Origin of the sequence: Congregibacter sp., from assembly GCF_965660375.1 — a bacterium.
Lineage (GTDB): Bacteria > Pseudomonadota > Gammaproteobacteria > Pseudomonadales > Halieaceae > Congregibacter.
This window is the reverse complement of record NZ_CBFHZO010000084.1, coordinates 1-18204: the sequence shown is the minus strand read 5'-3', so window position 1 is coordinate 18204 and position 18204 is coordinate 1. Positions and strand designations below refer to the sequence as shown.

18 protein-coding genes and 1 pseudogene are annotated in these 18204 nt (G+C 55.0%); 11 read left to right on the top strand and 8 right to left on the bottom strand.

The window, feature by feature from the left end; genetic code table 11:
* Positions 1–37: 37 nt before the first annotated feature.
* Both ACTG3T_RS07455 and ACTG3T_RS07450 read right to left on the bottom strand, forming a co-directional pair.
* Positions 38–1042, bottom strand: a complete 1005-nt coding sequence (locus tag ACTG3T_RS07455; RefSeq protein WP_439101633.1) for a FecR family protein — start codon at positions 1040–1042, stop codon at positions 38–40.
* On the bottom strand, positions 1035–1634 hold the full coding sequence (locus ACTG3T_RS07450; RefSeq protein WP_439101632.1) for an RNA polymerase sigma factor: 600 nt from the start codon (positions 1632–1634) through the stop codon (positions 1035–1037). Before ACTG3T_RS07450 ends, ACTG3T_RS07455 begins: the two co-directional genes overlap by 8 nt.
* 341 nt (positions 1635–1975) lie before the next feature.
* Here ACTG3T_RS07450 and ACTG3T_RS07445 point away from each other — a divergent pair, with 341 nt between their 5' ends.
* From ACTG3T_RS07445 to ACTG3T_RS07435, 3 genes are all read left to right on the top strand, one after another.
* Positions 1976–2323, top strand: coding sequence for a zinc ribbon domain-containing protein YjdM (locus tag ACTG3T_RS07445; protein WP_439101631.1), 348 nt, complete (start codon positions 1976–1978; stop codon positions 2321–2323).
* A gap of 31 nt (positions 2324–2354) precedes the next feature.
* Positions 2355–3980 (top strand): SulP family inorganic anion transporter, encoded by a 1626-nt coding sequence (locus tag ACTG3T_RS07440; RefSeq protein WP_439101630.1) that lies wholly within the window; start codon positions 2355–2357, stop codon positions 3978–3980.
* Positions 3981–4520: 540 nt separating this feature from the next.
* The gene (locus ACTG3T_RS07435; RefSeq protein ID WP_439101629.1) at positions 4521–5078 is read left to right on the top strand and encodes a CBS domain-containing protein; all 558 of its coding nucleotides are present in this window, start codon (positions 4521–4523) and stop codon (positions 5076–5078) included.
* 49 nt (positions 5079–5127) lie between these two features.
* Here ACTG3T_RS07435 and ACTG3T_RS07430 read toward each other — a convergent pair whose 3' ends face one another.
* A complete protein-coding gene (locus ACTG3T_RS07430) occupies positions 5128–5652 on the bottom strand; it encodes a thermostable hemolysin (protein WP_439101628.1) in 525 nt (174 codons plus the stop codon).
* Between the two features lie 113 nt (positions 5653–5765).
* On the opposite strand from ACTG3T_RS07430, the gene ACTG3T_RS07425 reads away from it, so the two are divergent.
* The 5 genes from ACTG3T_RS07425 (at position 5766) to ACTG3T_RS07405 (ending at position 11243) form a co-directional block, all read left to right on the top strand.
* Positions 5766–6995, top strand: coding sequence for a lytic murein transglycosylase (locus ACTG3T_RS07425; protein ID WP_439101627.1), 1230 nt, complete (start codon positions 5766–5768; stop codon positions 6993–6995).
* A 4-nt stretch (positions 6996–6999) separates the two neighbouring features.
* Complete coding sequence (locus tag ACTG3T_RS07420) at positions 7000–7755, top strand: glucosaminidase domain-containing protein (protein ID WP_439101626.1); 756 nt, start codon at positions 7000–7002, stop codon at positions 7753–7755.
* Positions 7755–8825, top strand: coding sequence for a polysaccharide deacetylase family protein (locus tag ACTG3T_RS07415; protein ID WP_439101625.1), 1071 nt, complete (start codon positions 7755–7757; stop codon positions 8823–8825). Before ACTG3T_RS07420 ends, ACTG3T_RS07415 begins: the two co-directional genes overlap by 1 nt.
* A gap of 207 nt (positions 8826–9032) precedes the next feature.
* Positions 9033–9554 (top strand): DUF4136 domain-containing protein, encoded by a 522-nt coding sequence (locus ACTG3T_RS07410; protein ID WP_439101624.1) that lies wholly within the window; start codon positions 9033–9035, stop codon positions 9552–9554.
* A gap of 177 nt (positions 9555–9731) precedes the next feature.
* A complete protein-coding gene (locus tag ACTG3T_RS07405) occupies positions 9732–11243 on the top strand; it encodes a sensor domain-containing diguanylate cyclase (RefSeq protein WP_439101623.1) in 1512 nt (503 codons plus the stop codon).
* 88 nt (positions 11244–11331) lie between these two features.
* Here ACTG3T_RS07405 and ACTG3T_RS07400 read toward each other — a convergent pair whose 3' ends face one another.
* Entirely contained in the window at positions 11332–11775 is a 444-nt protein-coding gene (locus tag ACTG3T_RS07400) for a cupin domain-containing protein (RefSeq protein WP_439101622.1), read from the bottom strand.
* Positions 11754–13013 (bottom strand): NRAMP family divalent metal transporter, encoded by a 1260-nt coding sequence (locus ACTG3T_RS07395; protein WP_439101621.1) that lies wholly within the window; start codon positions 13011–13013, stop codon positions 11754–11756. Before ACTG3T_RS07395 ends, ACTG3T_RS07400 begins: the two co-directional genes overlap by 22 nt.
* A 280-nt stretch (positions 13014–13293) precedes the next feature.
* Between ACTG3T_RS07395 and ACTG3T_RS07390 the strand changes: the two genes are divergently transcribed.
* Entirely contained in the window at positions 13294–14544 is a 1251-nt protein-coding gene (locus ACTG3T_RS07390) for a cytochrome P450 (protein WP_439101620.1), read from the top strand.
* A 79-nt stretch (positions 14545–14623) separates the two neighbouring features.
* Here the strand turns inward: ACTG3T_RS07390 and ACTG3T_RS07385 are convergent, their stop codons facing one another.
* Positions 14624–14914, bottom strand: coding sequence for a HigA family addiction module antitoxin (locus ACTG3T_RS07385; protein WP_439101619.1), 291 nt, complete (start codon positions 14912–14914; stop codon positions 14624–14626).
* A 14-nt stretch (positions 14915–14928) separates the two neighbouring features.
* Positions 14929–15219, bottom strand: a complete 291-nt coding sequence (locus ACTG3T_RS07380; protein WP_439101618.1) for a type II toxin-antitoxin system RelE/ParE family toxin — start codon at positions 15217–15219, stop codon at positions 14929–14931.
* A gap of 620 nt (positions 15220–15839) precedes the next feature.
* Here ACTG3T_RS07380 and ACTG3T_RS07375 point away from each other — a divergent pair.
* Together ACTG3T_RS07375 and ACTG3T_RS07370 are read left to right on the top strand one after the other, a co-directional pair.
* Positions 15840–16985, top strand: a complete 1146-nt coding sequence (locus tag ACTG3T_RS07375) for a Fic family protein (RefSeq protein ID WP_439101617.1) — start codon at positions 15840–15842, stop codon at positions 16983–16985.
* A gap of 409 nt (positions 16986–17394) precedes the next feature.
* Entirely contained in the window at positions 17395–17790 is a 396-nt protein-coding gene (locus ACTG3T_RS07370) for a DoxX family protein (protein ID WP_439101616.1), read from the top strand.
* Positions 17791–17936: 146 nt separating this feature from the next.
* Here the strand turns inward: ACTG3T_RS07370 and ACTG3T_RS07365 are convergent.
* Positions 17937–18158 (bottom strand): annotated as a pseudogene (locus ACTG3T_RS07365) (GNAT family N-acetyltransferase); the annotation flags it as partial.
* Positions 18159–18204 lie beyond the last annotated feature (46 nt).

The window sequence follows — 18204 nt, the reverse complement described above, 5'->3', positions numbered from 1 at the left end:
GGTACAGGGAGAGACCTTTGAAAACCCGAAAGGAAAATTACCGTGACAAGATAATCTCATCTGGCGTTTGGTCAACCATCTGAAAACCCGCCCCCGCTGTTACCGCCTTAAAACCCTCCTCCATCGACAGTCCATCGAGGCTTCCATGCAGCAGCGTCTGCCCGGCGATCGCGGAATCTATGGGGTTCTGGAATTGCACTGTCAGGCCTGTTTCCCTTGACCACCAATCTACGTAGGCACTCAGCGTCTGGCCCTCTATGGTCATGGCGAGCTGAGCAGCGTGGGTCCAAGACCAACTATCGTCGCTGCTGCTGACCGGCTCCCGGGCGAAGCCCTGATTGACCGCCAGTAACCGCACTCCGGTGTCCGCTACCGCGCTGCCCGCCACCTCATCCTCGACGATGACTTTTCCCTCTCGCACCTGTATGCGCCACCCCTGATCCACCAGGCGCACCTCAAAGCGCGTACCGATGTCCCGGGCCACGCCACGATCGCTGTAGATAGTCACGGTGCTTTCGCCGGGCGCTTCTACGTAGACAGCGCCGCGCTGAAGAAACAATTCTCCATCCGCCATGAAGTTCAACTGCGTATCTCTATCCATGCGCAGCTGGGCACCATCGGCGAGCGTTAAGGCGCCATAGCTCTTTTCTGTGGTTCGCACGCTGTCGCCAACGGCAAATTCGGCCTCCTCCTGGGTGAGATGCCAGGCGGTTTCACTCTCATCACTGTTTGCTCGGTACTCCACCGGTCCATGCCCGGGAACAAGCTGCGCCAGCGGGAGAGATTGCTCCGAGGGAAATTGCTGAGACAGCATGAACGCGAACCCCAGGGCCAGCACCACGCTGGCCGCTGCCGCCACATATCGCCAAGGACTGCGCTGGGAGAAAGAGTCCTGCACGCTTTCCCGCCAGGCCTCCCTGACTTCAAGACGTGCCCGCGCCATTGCCGCTGGATCGGGCTTTGGACGCTCGCCCACACTCTGGAGGAGGCTGGCTATCTGCTCCTCGTTCATATCAGCTTGCTTGGGCCCTTGATCATTCATGACTACTGCCCCCGTGCTGCAGTAAAGCACGCCCCATGGCGTCGCGAAACGCGGTGCGCGCCCGGGCAAGTAAAGACTGCGCCGCAAGGACCGTCACACCGAGTTGCGACGCGATATCGTCAACCGACTCTCCACGGATGTATTTCCACTCCAGCGCTTCGCCGTAACGCTCCGGCAAGTCGTCAAGAATTGCCTGCACCCGTTCAATCAGCTGCACCCGCTCCGCCACCGCGTCAGGGTCAGTTTCATGGCCCGCCTGCAGAAGCTCCATTATGGAAACTTCACCGTCATCGTCCGTAGCTGACGTATCTACCGTGCGACCCAGTTTACGGTAATGCCCGCTGAGTTCGTTACGGCATATCTGGCAAAGCCACGAGAACAGGCTTGCGTCTCCACGATAACCGCCCAGGCCGCGCACACCGTTGATTAATGTCGTCTGCGCCATATCCTGTGCCAACTCCTCGTCACCCTGGGTCCGCGTCAAAACAAAACGATAGAGACGCGGATAGTATTCGTTGAAGAACCGATCAAATTGCCGTTCATCGCCGTTACGCAACGAATCCGCAAGGGCGCGATCTGCCCTATGCGGCATTTTGAAAAGCCCCACCTAAGCCTGTTATGAGGTAAGAGTCTTGAATCAGGAAAATCATTCGGGAATCGAGGAACTTTTTTTTGAAGCGTAGGTCTGGGCACATGCCTTTATGTTCGATCAGTTCAATACCCGGCAGAGTCTACAGAAAATCCGCACAACAACCGATGCTGATTCATTGCAAAAACATCAAGAGTAACTGTTATTATTCATGCGCTCGGTTCCATCGCTTGCGGTAATCGACGACCCTCAGCAGATTTTGGAAGATGTCCGTAATCAATCTCCTGCGCTCACCAAACCGGCATTAGCACTCCCTTGTATTGTCGGCAGTTAGAGGTTCCAGAATGAGTCATTATCCGCCGTGCCCCAAGTGTCGGTCTGAATTCACCTATGAGGACCGCGACTTACTGGTCTGTCCGGAGTGCGCACACGAGTGGACAAGGGGCGAGAGTGAATCGACCACGGAAACGCCGGTAAGCGTGAAGGATGCCAACGGCAACGATCTCTTTGAGGGCGATAGCGCCACCCTGATCAAAGACCTCAAGGTCAAAGGCAGCTCCAGTGTGCTCAAGATAGGCAGCAAACTGACGGTCAAACGTATTGTCGAGGGCGATCACAACATTGATTGTCGCGTCGATAAGGCGGGCGAAATGATGCTGAAGTCGGAGTTTGTCAAGAAAGCCGTCAGCTAAGCAGCGTCAGTTTTGACCGAGCAGTACATCGATGTACACAGCCAAAGACTATAGGCGAAATATTCGTGGTGACCTCTTCGGGGGTATCACCGCTGCCATCGTTGCACTGCCTCTCGCCCTCGCTTTCGGTATTTCGTCGGGAGTAGGAGCGGTAGCGGGGCTCTACGGTGCCGCCATTGCCGGCTTCTTTGCAGCGGTTTTTGGCGGCACTCCTTCGCAGATATCCGGACCTACGGGACCCATGACCGTAATCATTACCGGCATGACAGCGAATTACCTGGCGCTATGGCCGGATCAGGGACTCGCCCTGGTATTTACCACGGTGTTTCTCGGCGGCTGCATGCAGAGCGCGATTGGCCTGCTGCGCCTGGGTAAATTCATCATCATGGTTCCCTACCCCGTGATCTCGGGATTTATGACCGGCATCGGTGCCATCATTATTCTTATTCAGCTCGGACCGTTACTGGGATTCCCTGCATCGGTCAGCGTCGGCGCGGCCGTGGCAGCGTTCCCCGAGCAGCTTTTACACTCCGATGCAGCAGCGCTGAGCATAGGGGGCCTCAGCCTGGCCATCCTTTTCCTGTGGCGCGGACGCCCTGCAAAAATGCTTCCTGCTCCCTTGGTAGCGCTCGTTCTGGCAACAATGGCGACTTATTGGTTCCCCGATGGAAGCCTGGATCGGATTGGAACCATTCCCTCCGGTTTACCTGCATTGCAGATTCCAACCTTTCGGCCGGAAATCGCTACGGAGATGCTAATCAACGCACTAATGCTTGCGGTGCTGGGTTCCATCGACTCGCTGTTGACCTCGCTCGTTGCAGATAACCTCACCGGCACCCAGCACAACTCAGACCGAGAATTGCTGGGACAAGGTCTTGGCAATGCCCTCGCCGGACTGTTTGGGGGTATTCCCGGGGCCGGGGCGACCATGCGCACGGTAGTCAACATAAGAGCCGGCGGCAGCGGCCCCCTGTCCGGCGCTTTCCACGCGCTGATCCTTTTAGCTGTGGCAGCGGGCCTCGGATTCCTCTTTGAGAGCATTCCCCTCGCCGCGCTGGCGGGCATACTGATCAAAGTGGGGATAGACATTGTCGACTGGCCTTTTATGCAGCGTCTGCACCGGCTTCCCCTGTTCCCCGTCGCGTTAATGTTGCTAGTGCTGTTGCTAACGGTATTTGCAGACCTGATTACGGCGGTCTTTGTCGGGGTGTTCATCAAGAACCTTGTCACCGTGAGCAAGCTGTCGGACCTGGAGCTGGGCAACGTAGTAATGAGCGATGGCTCGGACCGAAACGCGGACCTCACGTCGCTGGAACGGGAGTTACTGGACCAGCATGCCGGGAGCGCCGTTTTACTTCGTATCACGGGACCGGTGAGCTACGCCGTGGGACGCGGGATCAACGCCCGCTTTGAGCCTTACCGCAATCGGGAGTTCCTATACATCGACATCACTGACGCGGCGATCGTAGGCATCTCTACGGCGATGGTGCTTGAGCATCTGATACTGAATGCCAGAGCCAATAATGTCGTCGTGAAGCTCATCGGGGTGGACCGCTCTTTGCATCAGGATATAGAGCAACTGGGGATTCCTGACATTGTAGGCAGGGAGAACTGCCTCACCTCGGCTAAAGATGCTTTAGAACGCCCGCATACTTGAACAACGCGCGGAGGGATCAAAGTTACTCACAGCTGTATTGAGGACGCCTGAAATTCTCGCTGACCCGGGTCACGACGTGTATTGAAACCAATTAAATCCCTGATGGTCCAACATGTCACATAGCTACTAAGCCGGCCCGGGAAAGCACCGACCTATGAGCAGAATTCTGCTGTGCCTCAGCGTGCTCCTTGTTGCCGGCCTCTCGGCTGGTCACGGGGAAGTAGGGAATGCTGATCTAAAACCGCTTCTACAGTCCGTTATCCTCGAACAGGACAGTAACCCGGACGTTGACTGCGACGATGAGACGCCTCCCGCTGACGCCACCCCTATCGAGGTAGTTGCCCCACCCCACGCTCTCGCACCCACCGATGACATCCAGCACGCTTCCGGCGCCTTAACTAGCCATCCATTCATAAGAGCTCCCCCATCTGCGTAACCAGGTTTCAAGTAACCGTATTAAAACGCAACGATGCATTACTCGAAGTCAAAACGTCACCTAACGGCAGCGTCATTGACTGCAATAGCGAAGGAATTTTTCTTATGAAAACACTCAGTCTGTACCCCATTGGCAAAGCGGATCACCTGGCGTCACCGGAAGCAACAGCGGCGCTTACCGTGGACACCCCGGCGCTCCGTTTCTTCACTGATTTCAAACAGGTGGAGCCTCTGGTGCTCGAATCCCACATGTCTGCACTGGATGCGAAACGGCTCATGCAGACAGCCCATGTGCGGATGAAATTCGTACTCAATGAATCCGGTCAGTTTATTGGGATCATCACCTCAGAAGACCTCATTGAACGAAAACTCGTGCAAAAAGTTTCCGAAGGTAGCAACCGGAATGAGATAGGCGTCACGGATCTTATGACGCCAAGAAGTGAGCTGAAGGCCCTGGACTATCAAGAGGTCGCCAAAGTGACGATCAGCGAGGTCATTCACAAATTGAAGGATAGCGGTGAGCAACACTGTCTTGTGGTTGCACGGGAAAGCAACGAAATCAGGGGCATCTTCTCTGCCAGTGACATTTCACGAAAACTGCATCTTCCCATCGACATACAAGCGAAGTCGGACTTCTATAAGGTCTTTTCAGAAACCGCCTGAAAATCAGGCTGCTGGCAGCGTCTCTCTCGACGCCGCGCTCATGCGTGTATCAATCGGATTGCGCTGCCAGCGGTAATACGGACACTTTCAGGGTCGCGGGCTCCTGAGAGCCGCTCAGCCCTGACTCCTGCTCACTCGTCATGGTCGCTCGCTCCTTACACCACTGGGCCAGGCTGCTGGCACCAGAGGGCGACAAAGCCAGAGCGTGGCTGTAGCCCTCGGCAATGAGCATCTTTTCAATGTGTGTGGCGAACATGGGAACCAGCGCTGGGGATCGGGCGTGAAAAGCCCCTAATTCGGCGATGGCACTGCGGGCCACGGGAGATTCATGATGTCGCGCAATGTAGTCGTCCGCGCGCTCCTCCATAAACTGCTCCAGAAACAATCCGCCCTTTGCCCCTCTCACACCACAAACCGCGGATATACCCCCGTGCCGGAACATGCACGCATAAGCAGGAAAAGCCTGACGGATAGGCTGCAGGGATGAAGCCCCGTACGCTGCAAGAGCAAATTCCACACAGGCGGCATAGTCTTCATTACGACCTTCCACCATGGAAAAAACAAACTGATTCATGGAGGTCGCCTCGCTCTGCGCTGTCAACTGAAAAAAACCAGGACCGCTCAAAGCTGCCCTCAACGTGTGCATGGTATCGTAATTAGTCTCATTGAATCTGTGTGGAAGCAAAGATGAAATACCCGCAAAAGCTGCTCCTTACTCGAAAACTCACGGGTTTTTGCGGCCTGTGGCTATTGACGGTTTGCACCACCGCTTCTGCCGCGGTTGATCAACAGACATTCGCCAGCTGCATTGCTGATCTTGGAGAGCGCGCCCGGGTAGCGGGTGTTGAGACATCGCTGGTTACCGCGGTGCTCCCGGAGATTGCACCGATTGAACGGGTTATCCAACTCGACCGGAAGCAACCCGAGTTTGTGCAGACTTTTGGTGCCTACGTGGACAAAAGGGTCACCGAAGGGCGGGTTGAGCGCGGTCGCGCGCTGCTGGCGAAGCACCAGCCCTTTCTCCAGGACTTGCTGGAGCGTTACGGCGTCCCCCCCCGTTACCTCATCGCTTTTTGGGGACTGGAAACAAACTTTGGCAGTTACCTGGGCAATATCCCCACGCTGAATGCCTTGGCAACTCTGGCCTGCGATCCCCGTCGCAGCGATTTTTTTGCCGGGGAGTTTGTCGATGCGCTGCAACTCATGGAGCGCGAGGAGCTACCCCTGGAGACCCTTCGTGGATCCTGGGCCGGCGCCCTGGGCCACACGCAGTTCATGCCCTCCTCCTATCTGCGCTATGCCGTGGACGGCGACGGCGACGGGCGCGTCGATCTCTGGGCGAGCGAGCGTGATGCTCTCGCCTCCGGTGCCAACTTCCTGCGCAGCCTGGGCTGGACGCCGGAGCTACGCTGGGGTCGCCAGGTCACGCTGCCCGAGGGCTTTCCCTACGAGCTCGCGTCTCTGGGTAAGAAACGCAGTCTGCGCGCATGGGCATCTATGGGCGTTCGTCAGCTCAACGGCGCGAGCGTGCCGGCATTGGATCTGGATGCGGCGCTGCTGCTGCCTGCGGGACATCTTGGCCCGGCCTTTCTCGTCTATGAAAATTTCCGCGTGGTGATGCGCTGGAATCAGTCTTTGTCCTATGCCCTGTCCGTGGGACTTCTCGCTGATCGTCTGGCGGGAGCACCCCCTTTGGCCCTGGGCGAAGCAGCATCGGCCCCCTTGCGCAGTGCTGATATCGAGAACGCCCAGCGTGCGCTGAATGCTCTGGGACACGAAGCAGGGGAGCCCGATGGCGTGCTGGGCAAACGCACCCGGGCGGCGCTGCGCGCCTTCCAGCTAGAGAACGAGCTTCCTGCTGACGGCTATCCGGACGCACGAACGCTGGAGACTCTCGCCGCAGTTACGCTACCCTGAGGTCATGACTCTCCTCTCGCTTCCACGAAAAATGCTGACCCTGGCGGCGCTGTGCCTTCTTATCACCGCCTGCGGTGGTCACAGCGACAAGCTCCCGGACCTCGCGGCCATCGACGATGTTTCACGCATGAAACAGACGTTCTACGAATACCTGACCCCGATCGTAATAGAGCAAAACAGCCGTATCCTGGAGCAGCGCGCTGGCCTGGGAGAGATTCGTGCCGCTTTTTTCGAAGGTGAAGACCCGAACTGGTTTCAGCGCCGTAGGCTGAAAGGTCTCGCCGAGGAATATGAAGTGGCCTGGGACGACAATGAGCTCGCCGCGGTAATTGACACGCTCTGGCGTCGCGTCGATGTGATTCCTGCAGATCTGGCGCTGGTACAGGCGGCCAAGGAGTCGGGCTGGGGGCGTTCGCGCTTTGCGGTGGAGGTCAATAATCTTTTTGGCCACTGGTGCTATCAGCGGGGTTGCGGCGTGGTGCCAGCGCGACGCCAGGCCAGTGCCACCCACGAAGTTGCTGCCTTTGACAGCGTGTCGGAGTCCGTTCGCCGCTACATGAACAACCTCAACACCCATGAGCGCTATGCGCCCATGCGTCGCTTGCGGCTCCAACGACGGAATGAGGACCAGGAAATCACCGGAGCCGCATTGGCACCCGGACTGGAGGCCTACTCTGAACGCGGCGAACCCTACGTTAAAGAGCTACTGTCGATGATGACCCAGAACCAGGCGCTCCTCGGCGACGTCACCGCGGGCTGATGTCGCGCTGGCTGCTTGTCGCTTATCTGGCGGTACTTAGCCTTGGCTCAGGCGCCGCAGAGCATGGGGTCATTCTTCTCTATCACCGAATTTCCGAAACCGGTCCGGACTCCACGCGTGTGTCTCCCGCGCGCTTTGCCGCACATCTCGACCTGATACAGGAGAGGGGCTATCAAGTCATAGCGCTGGGAGATTTGCTCAATGGCGTTTATGGGGAAGGCCCGCTGCCAGACCGCGCGGTGGCACTGACCTTTGATGATGCCTATCGCTCTGTCGGTGAGCTTGCCCATCCCATGCTTCGCGAACGGAATATGCCTTTTAGCGTATTTGTAGCCACTGATGTCGTTGATGAGAACAGCCGCGCCTTCCTCGACTGGCCAGCACTGCGGAGCATGGCCCAAGACGAGCTCGTTACCTTTGGCCCTCATTCAAAATCTCATAAGCACCTTGAGAGCCTGAGTCTCCACGGTGACCCTGGCGCGACTGTGGCGTCTCGAGCAGAGGAGATCGGTATCAGCCTGGCGCGGCTGCGCGCGGAACTGGGTCAGGAGCGGGTTGGGGCGGTACTGAACGTGTTTGCCTACCCCTTCGGTGAATATAGCCGCGACACGGAGAAGCTGCTCTCCGAGAGAGGCCTGTATGGACTGGCGCAGCAGTCGGGCCCCGTCGCAGCAACGACAGCTCGCACGCGCATCCCCCGTTTCCCCCTGTATGTGGGTGGCGACAGTGATGCGCGGCTAAAAACCGCACTGCGCACGCTACCGCTGCCCGTCGTCAACGAGACAGAGACACCGGTGTTTTTTCCACACGACACCACTGTGCCGCAGGAGTGGAGGCTCGAGCTTGCAACTGCCCCCTACGACCGCAAACAACTGCGCTGCTACGCGGCCACCGGTGATGCGTTGGAGCAGCGGCTAACAGATGACGCTGTGCTAATTTCGCTGCCCACAATGCGTCCTGGCCGGAACAAAGTGAACTGCACAGCGCCCTCATCGGAGAGCGGTGTCTTTCACTGGTATTCGCGGCTGTGGTTGCTTGCCGATCAAGAGGGCCGGTGGCTGCAACGATAAACGGAGGCAGCAGATCCGGGTGCCCCAGAAACACATAAAAACCCCAGGATTTGCATGGTGTAATTGCTAAGACAGCTGAGCTAGGATCTTTCTATTTACTACTTTCTACCTTTACCTCTTCAGAGTGCAGTGTGCATGAACCACAATCCAGGTCTCGCTTTAAAGTTACTTAAAGGTTTTCCGCTCCTATGCATGTGCGCTCTATTCTTGAGTGCCTGCAGCGGAACGCAGGTCACACCCTCGGACACTGCGACTTTTGCTGCCACGGCGTACACGGATTACGCATGGCGCAGTGAACCGCCCTCTTCGTCAACTAACAGCAAAGACATGCTCGCGCAGAAGAGCCCTTCGATCCGAGCGGGCGTGGAAGAAGCAATGTCTGGGCTCGGTTATCGTCGCGTCGACAAGACCCAGGCCGAGTTTCTTATTGAGTATGTAGCGGCGCCGGGTTTTGCCGACGGCCAGCTTGTTCGCGGTGGCTCCAACACAACCCTTTACGGAAGCTCCGTTAACCGGCAAGTCGATGGTGCCCTGGAAGACAATGCCTACGCCCTGAGCGGCCCGGTGAAGACCGGAGAAATGAAGCTGATGTTTCTCGATGCAGCATCGTCGGAAGTACTCTGGCGCGTCGACATGAGCATTGTCGTTGAGGATGCAAACCGCATCGATCACGATAAAGTGCGTGCGGCGGTCCGCAAAGGCATTGCAGCTTTGCCGCCCGCACCCTGACGCGACCCTGTCGCGCCTTCGCACTTTGCGAAGGACAACATCTAAGCAACCGGCCCAAAAACTCCATAGCGCTTTATTGATTGCAAATTCCCGGACACTTTTAAGCAAAAAATAGTAGGCTACGCCCCGTAACTCAGGCCTGTTTTGAAACATCGGGAATAAATAACAAGACTCCACATGAATAGCGAACTCAAGAGCGCACTCGCCGCATGTAAAACTCTGCCCACGCTGCCCACGGTAGCGGCACAAATCATTGAGCTGTCTTCCCAGGAAGACTACGGGCTCATGGACATTATCGACATAGTCCGCAACGACATCACCATCGCCACAAAACTCATCGCCAGCGCCAATACGCCGCAGTACTATCGTGGCGAGGCTGTTGTAGATATTTCGCAGGCGGTATCCCGACTCGGCTTCAAGTCCACGATGATGATCGCGCTGAGTTTCTCCTTATCGGTAAAAGCGAGCGATTCCCAAGCGCCAAATGTCGACACCGATGCACTATGGCATCGCTCGGTGGCCAGTGGCGCTATCGCCAGACTGCTCGCCCGCCAGCTGGGTAGCAAAGATCCCGAAGCGTGCTTTCTTGCCGCGCTGGTGCAGGACATCGGAGTGCTCGCCCTGGCACAGGCAGCGCCACAAGCCTACGGAACTCTTTCCAAGACCTCTCATGAAACCCTTTGCGCCGCAGAAATCGCTGCCTTTGGATGCGATCATGCGACGGTGGGAACCTGGCTTCTCGAGAACTGGAAGCTACCGGCACAAATCAACGAGTTGGTAGCAAGCAGTCACGACTTTGCTGAGCTCACCCTGGAGATCGGCTCCCGGAAGGATCACTGGTGTGTCGCAGCCTCCGGCTTATTGGCAGATGCGATGTTGGCCGGAGACCAATTTCAGGCGGCGCGCATGGTATGGCTGATTGACGGCGTCTGCAGCGAGGATGCGGATAGCGAAACGAATCTTGTACCCCATATTGCTGAAGCCGTTCGTGAAGCAGAAGCGCTGTTCGACGCCAGGCTAGTGCACGACCCCATGGCGCTGCTGGAAGCATCAAAGGAAAAGTTGCTTGAAGTCATGAGCGAAGCCTCCAGAGACATCAGCGATGACAAGGTGACGCAGTTGGAGCAACGCGTATCAGTGCTGGAACGCCAGGGTCAGCGAGACAGTCTGACCGGCGCCATCAACCGCGGACACTTCCATAGCGAACTGGATCGTCTTTTTGAGGAGGCCGGTCATAGCGGCAATCCCCTGAGCCTTATGTTCATTGATGCGGATCACTTCATGCAAGTGAACGATAGCTACGGGTATCTGGCGGGCGACGAGGTTATGAAATGGCTGGCGGACGCGTTTACAAAGCTTGTGGGCGATAACGGCATTGTCGGACGCTACGGCGGCGAAGAGTTTGTTGTCATCCTTCCCACTACCACGGAGGCAGAGGCAAGTGCGCTGGGACAGAGGATTTGCGAGCACGTGCGCAACGGTCACATCAGCGCCGGCGACGCGACTATTCAGGTCACGGTATCGGTCGGCATCGCGACCATCGATAACACATCGAGATTACGTGGCACCCGGGATCTTATCTTTGCAGCGGATCAGGCAATGTATTTTGCCAAGCAAAGCGGTCGGGATCTGTGTATCAGTGCCTCAGCTCTTCCCAAACCACCCTCGGCGGCCCCGGCCACGGCTTAAGCGCTTGAGCGCTGTCAGCTAAGGCAACTCCCAAGCATCGTTCGCGCCCACTCGGGCGAATAGCTCTGGTAATGTGCGGGATTGATAACTAATCGGCGCAATTCAGATAAACCGCTAGCAACGTAGCCGGGGTATCGCCGGGATTGAAGCCGTGATGCATCACATTCATCGCCTCCATAATAGCCTCACCTTCACTGTAGGTTCGGGTAATGCCCTGGCCCTGCTCGTAAGTCACTGAAACCTGTCCGGATACGATGTAAGCATAGAGGGGCGTCAGATGTTGGTGCGTCTTGCCCACTTGCCCGGGCGCCATGGTAATGAGCACCGAATGAACTTTAGCCGGGCAGTCTGGGTACTGTAGTGTATGTCCCAATACATCAGTGGTGCTATTGAAGAGATTAATGGCCGGATAGTCTCCTGTCACCTGCGCCTCTGAGTGCGCTGTGGCCGCCGCACCGGAGGACAGATACGACAAGCTCCAAAGCAGAAGCGCTGTGCCCACATAACGCTTCAAAGTATCAATTTCCACCACAGAAAGACTCCCAAAAAACCGAACAAGTAGACTAAGCCTAAGCGCGACAACCACAGCATGTGACGAGTAGCACCCATAGACCCGTCGTTGACATTGCGACTTACCAACAGATAATTGAGAAGCGCGAAAAACGGTGTCGTTATAAACGCCATGATCATGGCAAAGTTCATCAAAGGCATGAGTGCCGCTGCAAAGAACAACAAAATCAACAACGAGACAACCGCCAGTATCAGCATCCAGCTGTGCTCAAGGCGCTGAAAATCAGCACCCGAGGATAGACCCAGCAGCCGTTGTGACTCGGCAATCACACGACTGTAGCCATCAATAACAGTAATGGTACTGCCAAAAATGCAGAAAAACGCTACCACGCCAATTAATGGACCCGACCAAGCGCCAATGGAACTAGAATACATGCCAACCAATTGCCTGCTAAATGCCACGCCAGTTGACGCCAGCTCCACGCCCCGGCCATTAATTATCAAAGCACCCATGGCGACGAACACAAGGGCCAGCAGTGTGGTCCCTACATAGCCCACATTGAAGTCAACCCGCGCCGATGTCGGCGTAACCGCTGTCAGCTCACGCTGACGCTTTAACCACATTGAGGTCAAACTGGAAATCTCAATAGGGGCAGGCATCCAGCCCATGGTGATGACCACAAACCCGATGGCTGCAATAGACCAGGCCGAGGGATTGGCGGTGGCATCCACTGGCGCTTGATATTGAGCTCCGGCAATCACCACCGCCGCTATGGACGCGACCGACAACACCACCATGATGAGCTTTGATAAACCATCGAGGGCCTGAAACCGACCCAAAAACAGGATAAGCAGGCAAACGAGCAAGACCCCTGCGCTTACCCACCCGGGATTGATACTCACTGGTAGGAAGTAACCCAACAGACTGGCACTGAACAAGGTAAGCGCGGCAGTATTAATAACGCCCGCGATCACAACCAACGCGCCAAAGAGTATGAGGTAGCCCCGACCTAGTCGACGATACCCCTCAACCAAACTCTCGCCCGTCGCCATGGTGTATTGAACACCAGCCAAAAAAAATGGGTACTTGAGCAAGTTCACCAGAACAATGAGTGGCACAAGCTGCCAGCCGTAAATAGCACCGGCCTTGGTAGAAGCAACCAAATGGGAACCACCCACGGCTGCCGCAGCGGTCATGATGCCGGGGCCAAGTAATTTTAGTCTCTGTCCCAGCGCCACGGACGCCGTGTCGTTGTGCATAGGTCTTCCTTAGGTGATGACGACGAATTATCAGAGCAGGATTATCAGTCGTTATTTAACCACGATAATCGACTGAGCGCCTTGCTGCCGAGGGGAGTTGTTGGTCTTGCGACGTACATTTACCAATACCCTGTGAGCCATTGCTGTGACTGCGCTGCATTCCTAAATCCTCGCTGTCGGATCATGGCGCTTTGAATAGTACCTGTTGCCCAGAGCGCAATTTTGCAGCTATCTTCCATCCAAGCCGTATTCGACGAACCAATAATAAGGAACACCCATCATGCCCACGATTACGCCTTTTAACCCTGACGCTGAGTTTCTTAAAGCGGATCCTTATCCGCATTTTAAGGAATTGCGGGAGGGGGATCCGATCCACCGTGGCGAGTTCGGCTATTGGGTGGCCAGTCGCTTTGATGACGTGCGCTCGGTGCTCATGGACCGTAGTGGTTTTGGCCAGGGCGATTTTGTACAGAATATTCAGCTTTTTTACGGTCCGGATTTCGATCCTCTGGCGGAGCCTGCCTACCGTTGGCTATCGGAAATTTTCCTCATGCAGGATCCACCGCAACACACGCGCATTCGTGGACTGGTAACGGGAGCACTTACCGCCAAGCGCGTGCGCGCCATGGAGCCGCGTATCCGACAGATAGCCGATAATCTGATCGACAAGTTGAGTGATCAGCTTCTCGCTCACGGTGAGGTAGATGTCATCACAGAATTCGCCTATCGCCTTCCGGTTATGGTGATGTGCGACATGCTGGGCGTGGATCCGGATGATCCAGAACTACCAGCGGTGGTGAAGGCGATTGCCGAGAGCTTTCTGGTTTTTGAGGCGCGACAGTTATCGACGGAGGAACTGACTACCGCCAATAAAGAAATCGAATTGCTGGAGGACTTTTTTGGCCGGCTTTTTGCCGAACGACTGGAAAGACCGCAGGACGACCTGGCAACGGCGTTGGCGCAATCGAGGGACAACCAGGGCGACAACGCAGATGCCTTGAGCCACCGGGAGCTGGTTACCGTTGCGGTTGGCCTGTTTGGTGCGGGGTTCGAAACTACTGCACACATGATCGGTAACGGAATGCTGTGTTTTGGGCGCAACCCGGAGCAATGGCAGGCCTTAATTACCAACCCCACTGCACGGGCAGCCGGCGCTGTCGATGAAGTGCTGCGTTACGAGAGTTCATTGATTGCTACCTATCGCACAGCTCTCGAAGAACGAACGGTTCAAGGCGTCACTATCGCACCGGGCGAAAAAGTACTGACACTGATCGGAGCGGCAAATCGCGACCCCCGGGTATTCGACAATCCCGAGCATTTTGACATCCAGCGGAATGGACCGGGGCATATGAGTTTCGGTGGCGGTATTCATTATTGTGTCGGAGCTGAACTGGCGCGAATCGAGGGGCGCGTGGCTTTTGAGCACCTCGCGACGCGCCTGCCTGATGTTCAGGTCGACACCCGCCACCCAAGCTGGCGCGATGGCTTTATGTTCCGGGGGCTATCTCGCTTAATGTTACGAGCGCCCTAGCTTTATGAATGTGGTTCAGTTGAGTAGCTAAATATTCTAAAAAGCTTGTAACACGCTGAAAAAAATTGCCCGAGAACTTTTATGGGCTCGGTGCTACAAGAGGCTGAAAGTGATGATCGGGCCTGTGTGCTGAAAGATCATGTATCGACTGCAGGTGAAGCCAGAACTCCGGCGACGTTTTTAAGGCTTCTGAAAACAGCCAGGCCGTATCAGGCGTAATGCCACGCTTGCCGCGGACAATCTCGTTGATTCGCTGAACCGGCACACCGAGGTGGGTCGCCAGCGCCTTCTGCGTTATCTCAAGAGGCTCGAGGAACTCTTTAAGCAGAATGACGCCGGGGTGTGTTGCAGTTCTATTTGTTGGAACCATAAATCACCTCCGTACTAGTGATAATCCACAATCTGAACGTCATGAGCGGCGCTACTTTTCCAGCGAAAGACCACACGCCACTGACTATTGATACGAATACTATAGAAACCCTTCAAATCGCCTTTGAGTAACTCAAGCCTGTTACCTGGGGGTGACTTCAGATCGTCAAGATTCTGAGCCGCGTTTATGACATCAAGCTTAAACAACGCCAACGTGTGAATTTGCGTAGGCAGCTTACGAGCCTTCCGACTGGAGATGCCGTTGAAGAGGTCAGAAGTGCCGCTATCGCCGAATGAAACGATCATCGCCGTAAATTAACGGATACCGGGTAATCATGCAACGCCTTAGGCATAAGGTCTTTGATATGGTCCTTGGCGGCTCTGAACTAGGTCACGGAGCAAAGTGGGCTCGGCTCTTCATCAGTAACAATGGGGTAGAGCCGGAAAGCACAATCAATCGATTTTAGTGAGAGCCGGTCTATCACCCGTTAATCGGGGAGAGCCGTGGGTAGAACCCAAAAATCAGGCGTGGTCTCAATATGGTCTCAAACCCCAAAAATCGGGTTCTGAGGGGCAATTGACGCAGTGAACTACCGTGCTAAACTATTGAAAATTAACAAGAAAATTTGGCAGCTACGGGTGGACTTGAACCACCGACCCCAGCATTATGAATTTTGCTGTAAAATTTTAACCCATTGATTTTATTAACTTAAATCCGAACACCCACAGCGCATTTTGCACAACAGAGCACAACTTTTCACCACAATTCCCGCAAATCTCCCGCAGGTACCAGTGGTGCCTTGGCAACTTTGTCTGTCCTTTTATCCGGCTGTAAACGAAATAAGGCGCCCTTAGTTTCACTTTTAGCTCGTAAAGTGAAATAATAGATTTTGTGTTTCACTTTCATTCAGCAGCGCAAGGTTTTTATGGCCATCAGGTTAGAGGAATATCGCTCTGGCGAATACCGGAGGGGTTTCCAGTACCAATTCTTTTTGCCCTCTCATATCAATGAGAGCTGGACCTGGGATACGCCACAAATCAACCAACTTGTAGAGAAGGCTGCCATAAGACTGGGGGAGCTGAATTCCTATGCTCGCCTGGTGCCAAACATTGATTTATTTATTCAGTTGCATGTCACCAAAGAGGCCGTGGTATCCAGTCGGATAGAGGGCACCAAAACCAATATCGATGAAGCCCTGTTACCAGAGGAGGAAATTAACCCGGAGCGGCGGAATGACTGGCGCGAGGTTAACAACTACATCCGGGCGATGAATGATGCCATCCAAACGCTGGAGACATTGCCGTTATCGTCTCGTTTGCTTAAGCAGGCTAACCAGACACTACTCACGAATGTTCGCGGAGAACAAAAGATGCCCGGGGAATTCCGCACCAGTCAGAACTGGATAGGCGGCAGTAGTCTGGCTGATGCGGTATTTATACCGCCCGCGCACGAGCATGTTCCTGAACTGATGGGAGATCTGGAGAAGTTTCTGCACAATGATGAGATTCAAATGCCAGCGTTAGTTCGCATCGCCATTGCTCATTACCAGTTTGAAACCATACACCCCTTTCTGGATGGCAATGGCAGGATAGGCCGTCTACTTATAACTCTGTTCCTGGTGAGTGAAGGGATTCTCAGTCAGCCCTTACTTTATCCTTCTACCTATTTTGAAAAGAACAAGGGGCTGTATTACGACAACCTGATGAGGGTGCGTACTCACAGTGACATGCTGCAGTGGCTGAAGTATTTTTTGGTGGGTGTCGAGCAAACAGCAACCGAGGCCGTCGGCGCCCTGACAAACACTATCAAGCTCAAGACAGATACTGAAACGCTGATTCACAACAACTTCGGAAGACGGGCCGCCAGCGCCACACTCTTATTGCAACAGCTGTTCAAGCAACCAATTTTGAGCGTTGATCAGGCCGCGACGATCTGTGGCGTAAATTATCGTCCGGCGAATGAGTTGGTTGCCTTGATGTGTAAACAACAGATCCTTAGAGAGATTACCGGGCAAAGCCGAAACAGGTTGTTCGCGTTTGAGCCATACCTGGAACTGTTTAACCTTGACTGATCACTCGCCACCAAACTCAGTATTTGGCCTGGCAGTTAGTCAGCGCCATTGTGGACGCCCGGATAGACCTGAGCCCGCATCAGGCTTTAGGCATAGGACATATTAACGGCCTATCGAGAGTAGACATCCTCGCTGATTGTGCTGTCTGGACCTGCAAACCTGTCGAGGTTCATTTGGTCCACCGCAGCAAAGCGGAGGTTTCCGAAGGGTTCAATCGCCAAAGGCGATGGCGATTGAAGACCATTCGCCTGGTTCTACCGAACATGAAACCCTCGCCCGCCGGGCGGGGGTTGTTTGTTTGTAGCGCTGAATATTAATGGGGATCACAGTTCGAAAGATGTGGCTCTAGTCGCTGCCTAGGGTAGAGAATCCGCACCTACAAATAAAGATTTCACGGCGAGGGTCGATTATGGATCGCACAGCAGTAACTCTGGGGCGCATTTTGTTAGGGCTTTATTTCCTGGTGCCTGGCATAACAAAAATCACGGGCTACCAAGCCATGCTCGACTACATGGTCTTACACGGTATTCCAGTGCCCGACATATTATTGCCGCTTACCACCGTTTTGCAGATCACTGGGGGCCTCCTCCTGATTACCGGCGTTCGAATCAAAGAAACCGCCTATATGTTCGTCGGCATGGTCTTACTCATCAATGTGGGCATGCATGACTTTTGGAACACCTATGCAGAACACGATCAAAAGCATGAGTTACAGAACTTCATTAAGAACCTAGGTATCTTAGCGGGTCTTTTGGTGCTAAGTGCCTCCCAGCATGCGATGCAGTGGCAACCATTTAAGCGCTAACAAAGCACTGGGGTCGGAAAGAGCGCGGGAGAGGCACGCGCGCTCGAGACCATCCGTCGGTCCTATCAAAAACCATTGGTCATACGCGTTGGCTCCAGCTAGACACTCACCTGACCTACACTAAGCTGGGAGTCGTTCGAGCTGGCTTAGCCAAATTCAAATGATGTCAGCCCAAATACGCGATTGGTCTTTAAGGCAGCTTGGTCACCGAGATACATCTTTGCGCAGCGAAACACATCCTCCAAACCAAATGATATGGCACGCGCCACGGCTTCTTTGTTGATCTCGGGCACATCCAGCTGGACAAGCTCGCCCCGGACACCAGACATTAGATGCGCTACCGCTTCTCTAGCACCCTGGGGGCTATAGGCGAGAACAGGGTGCTAGAGAAGCGGTAGCGCATCTAATGTCTGG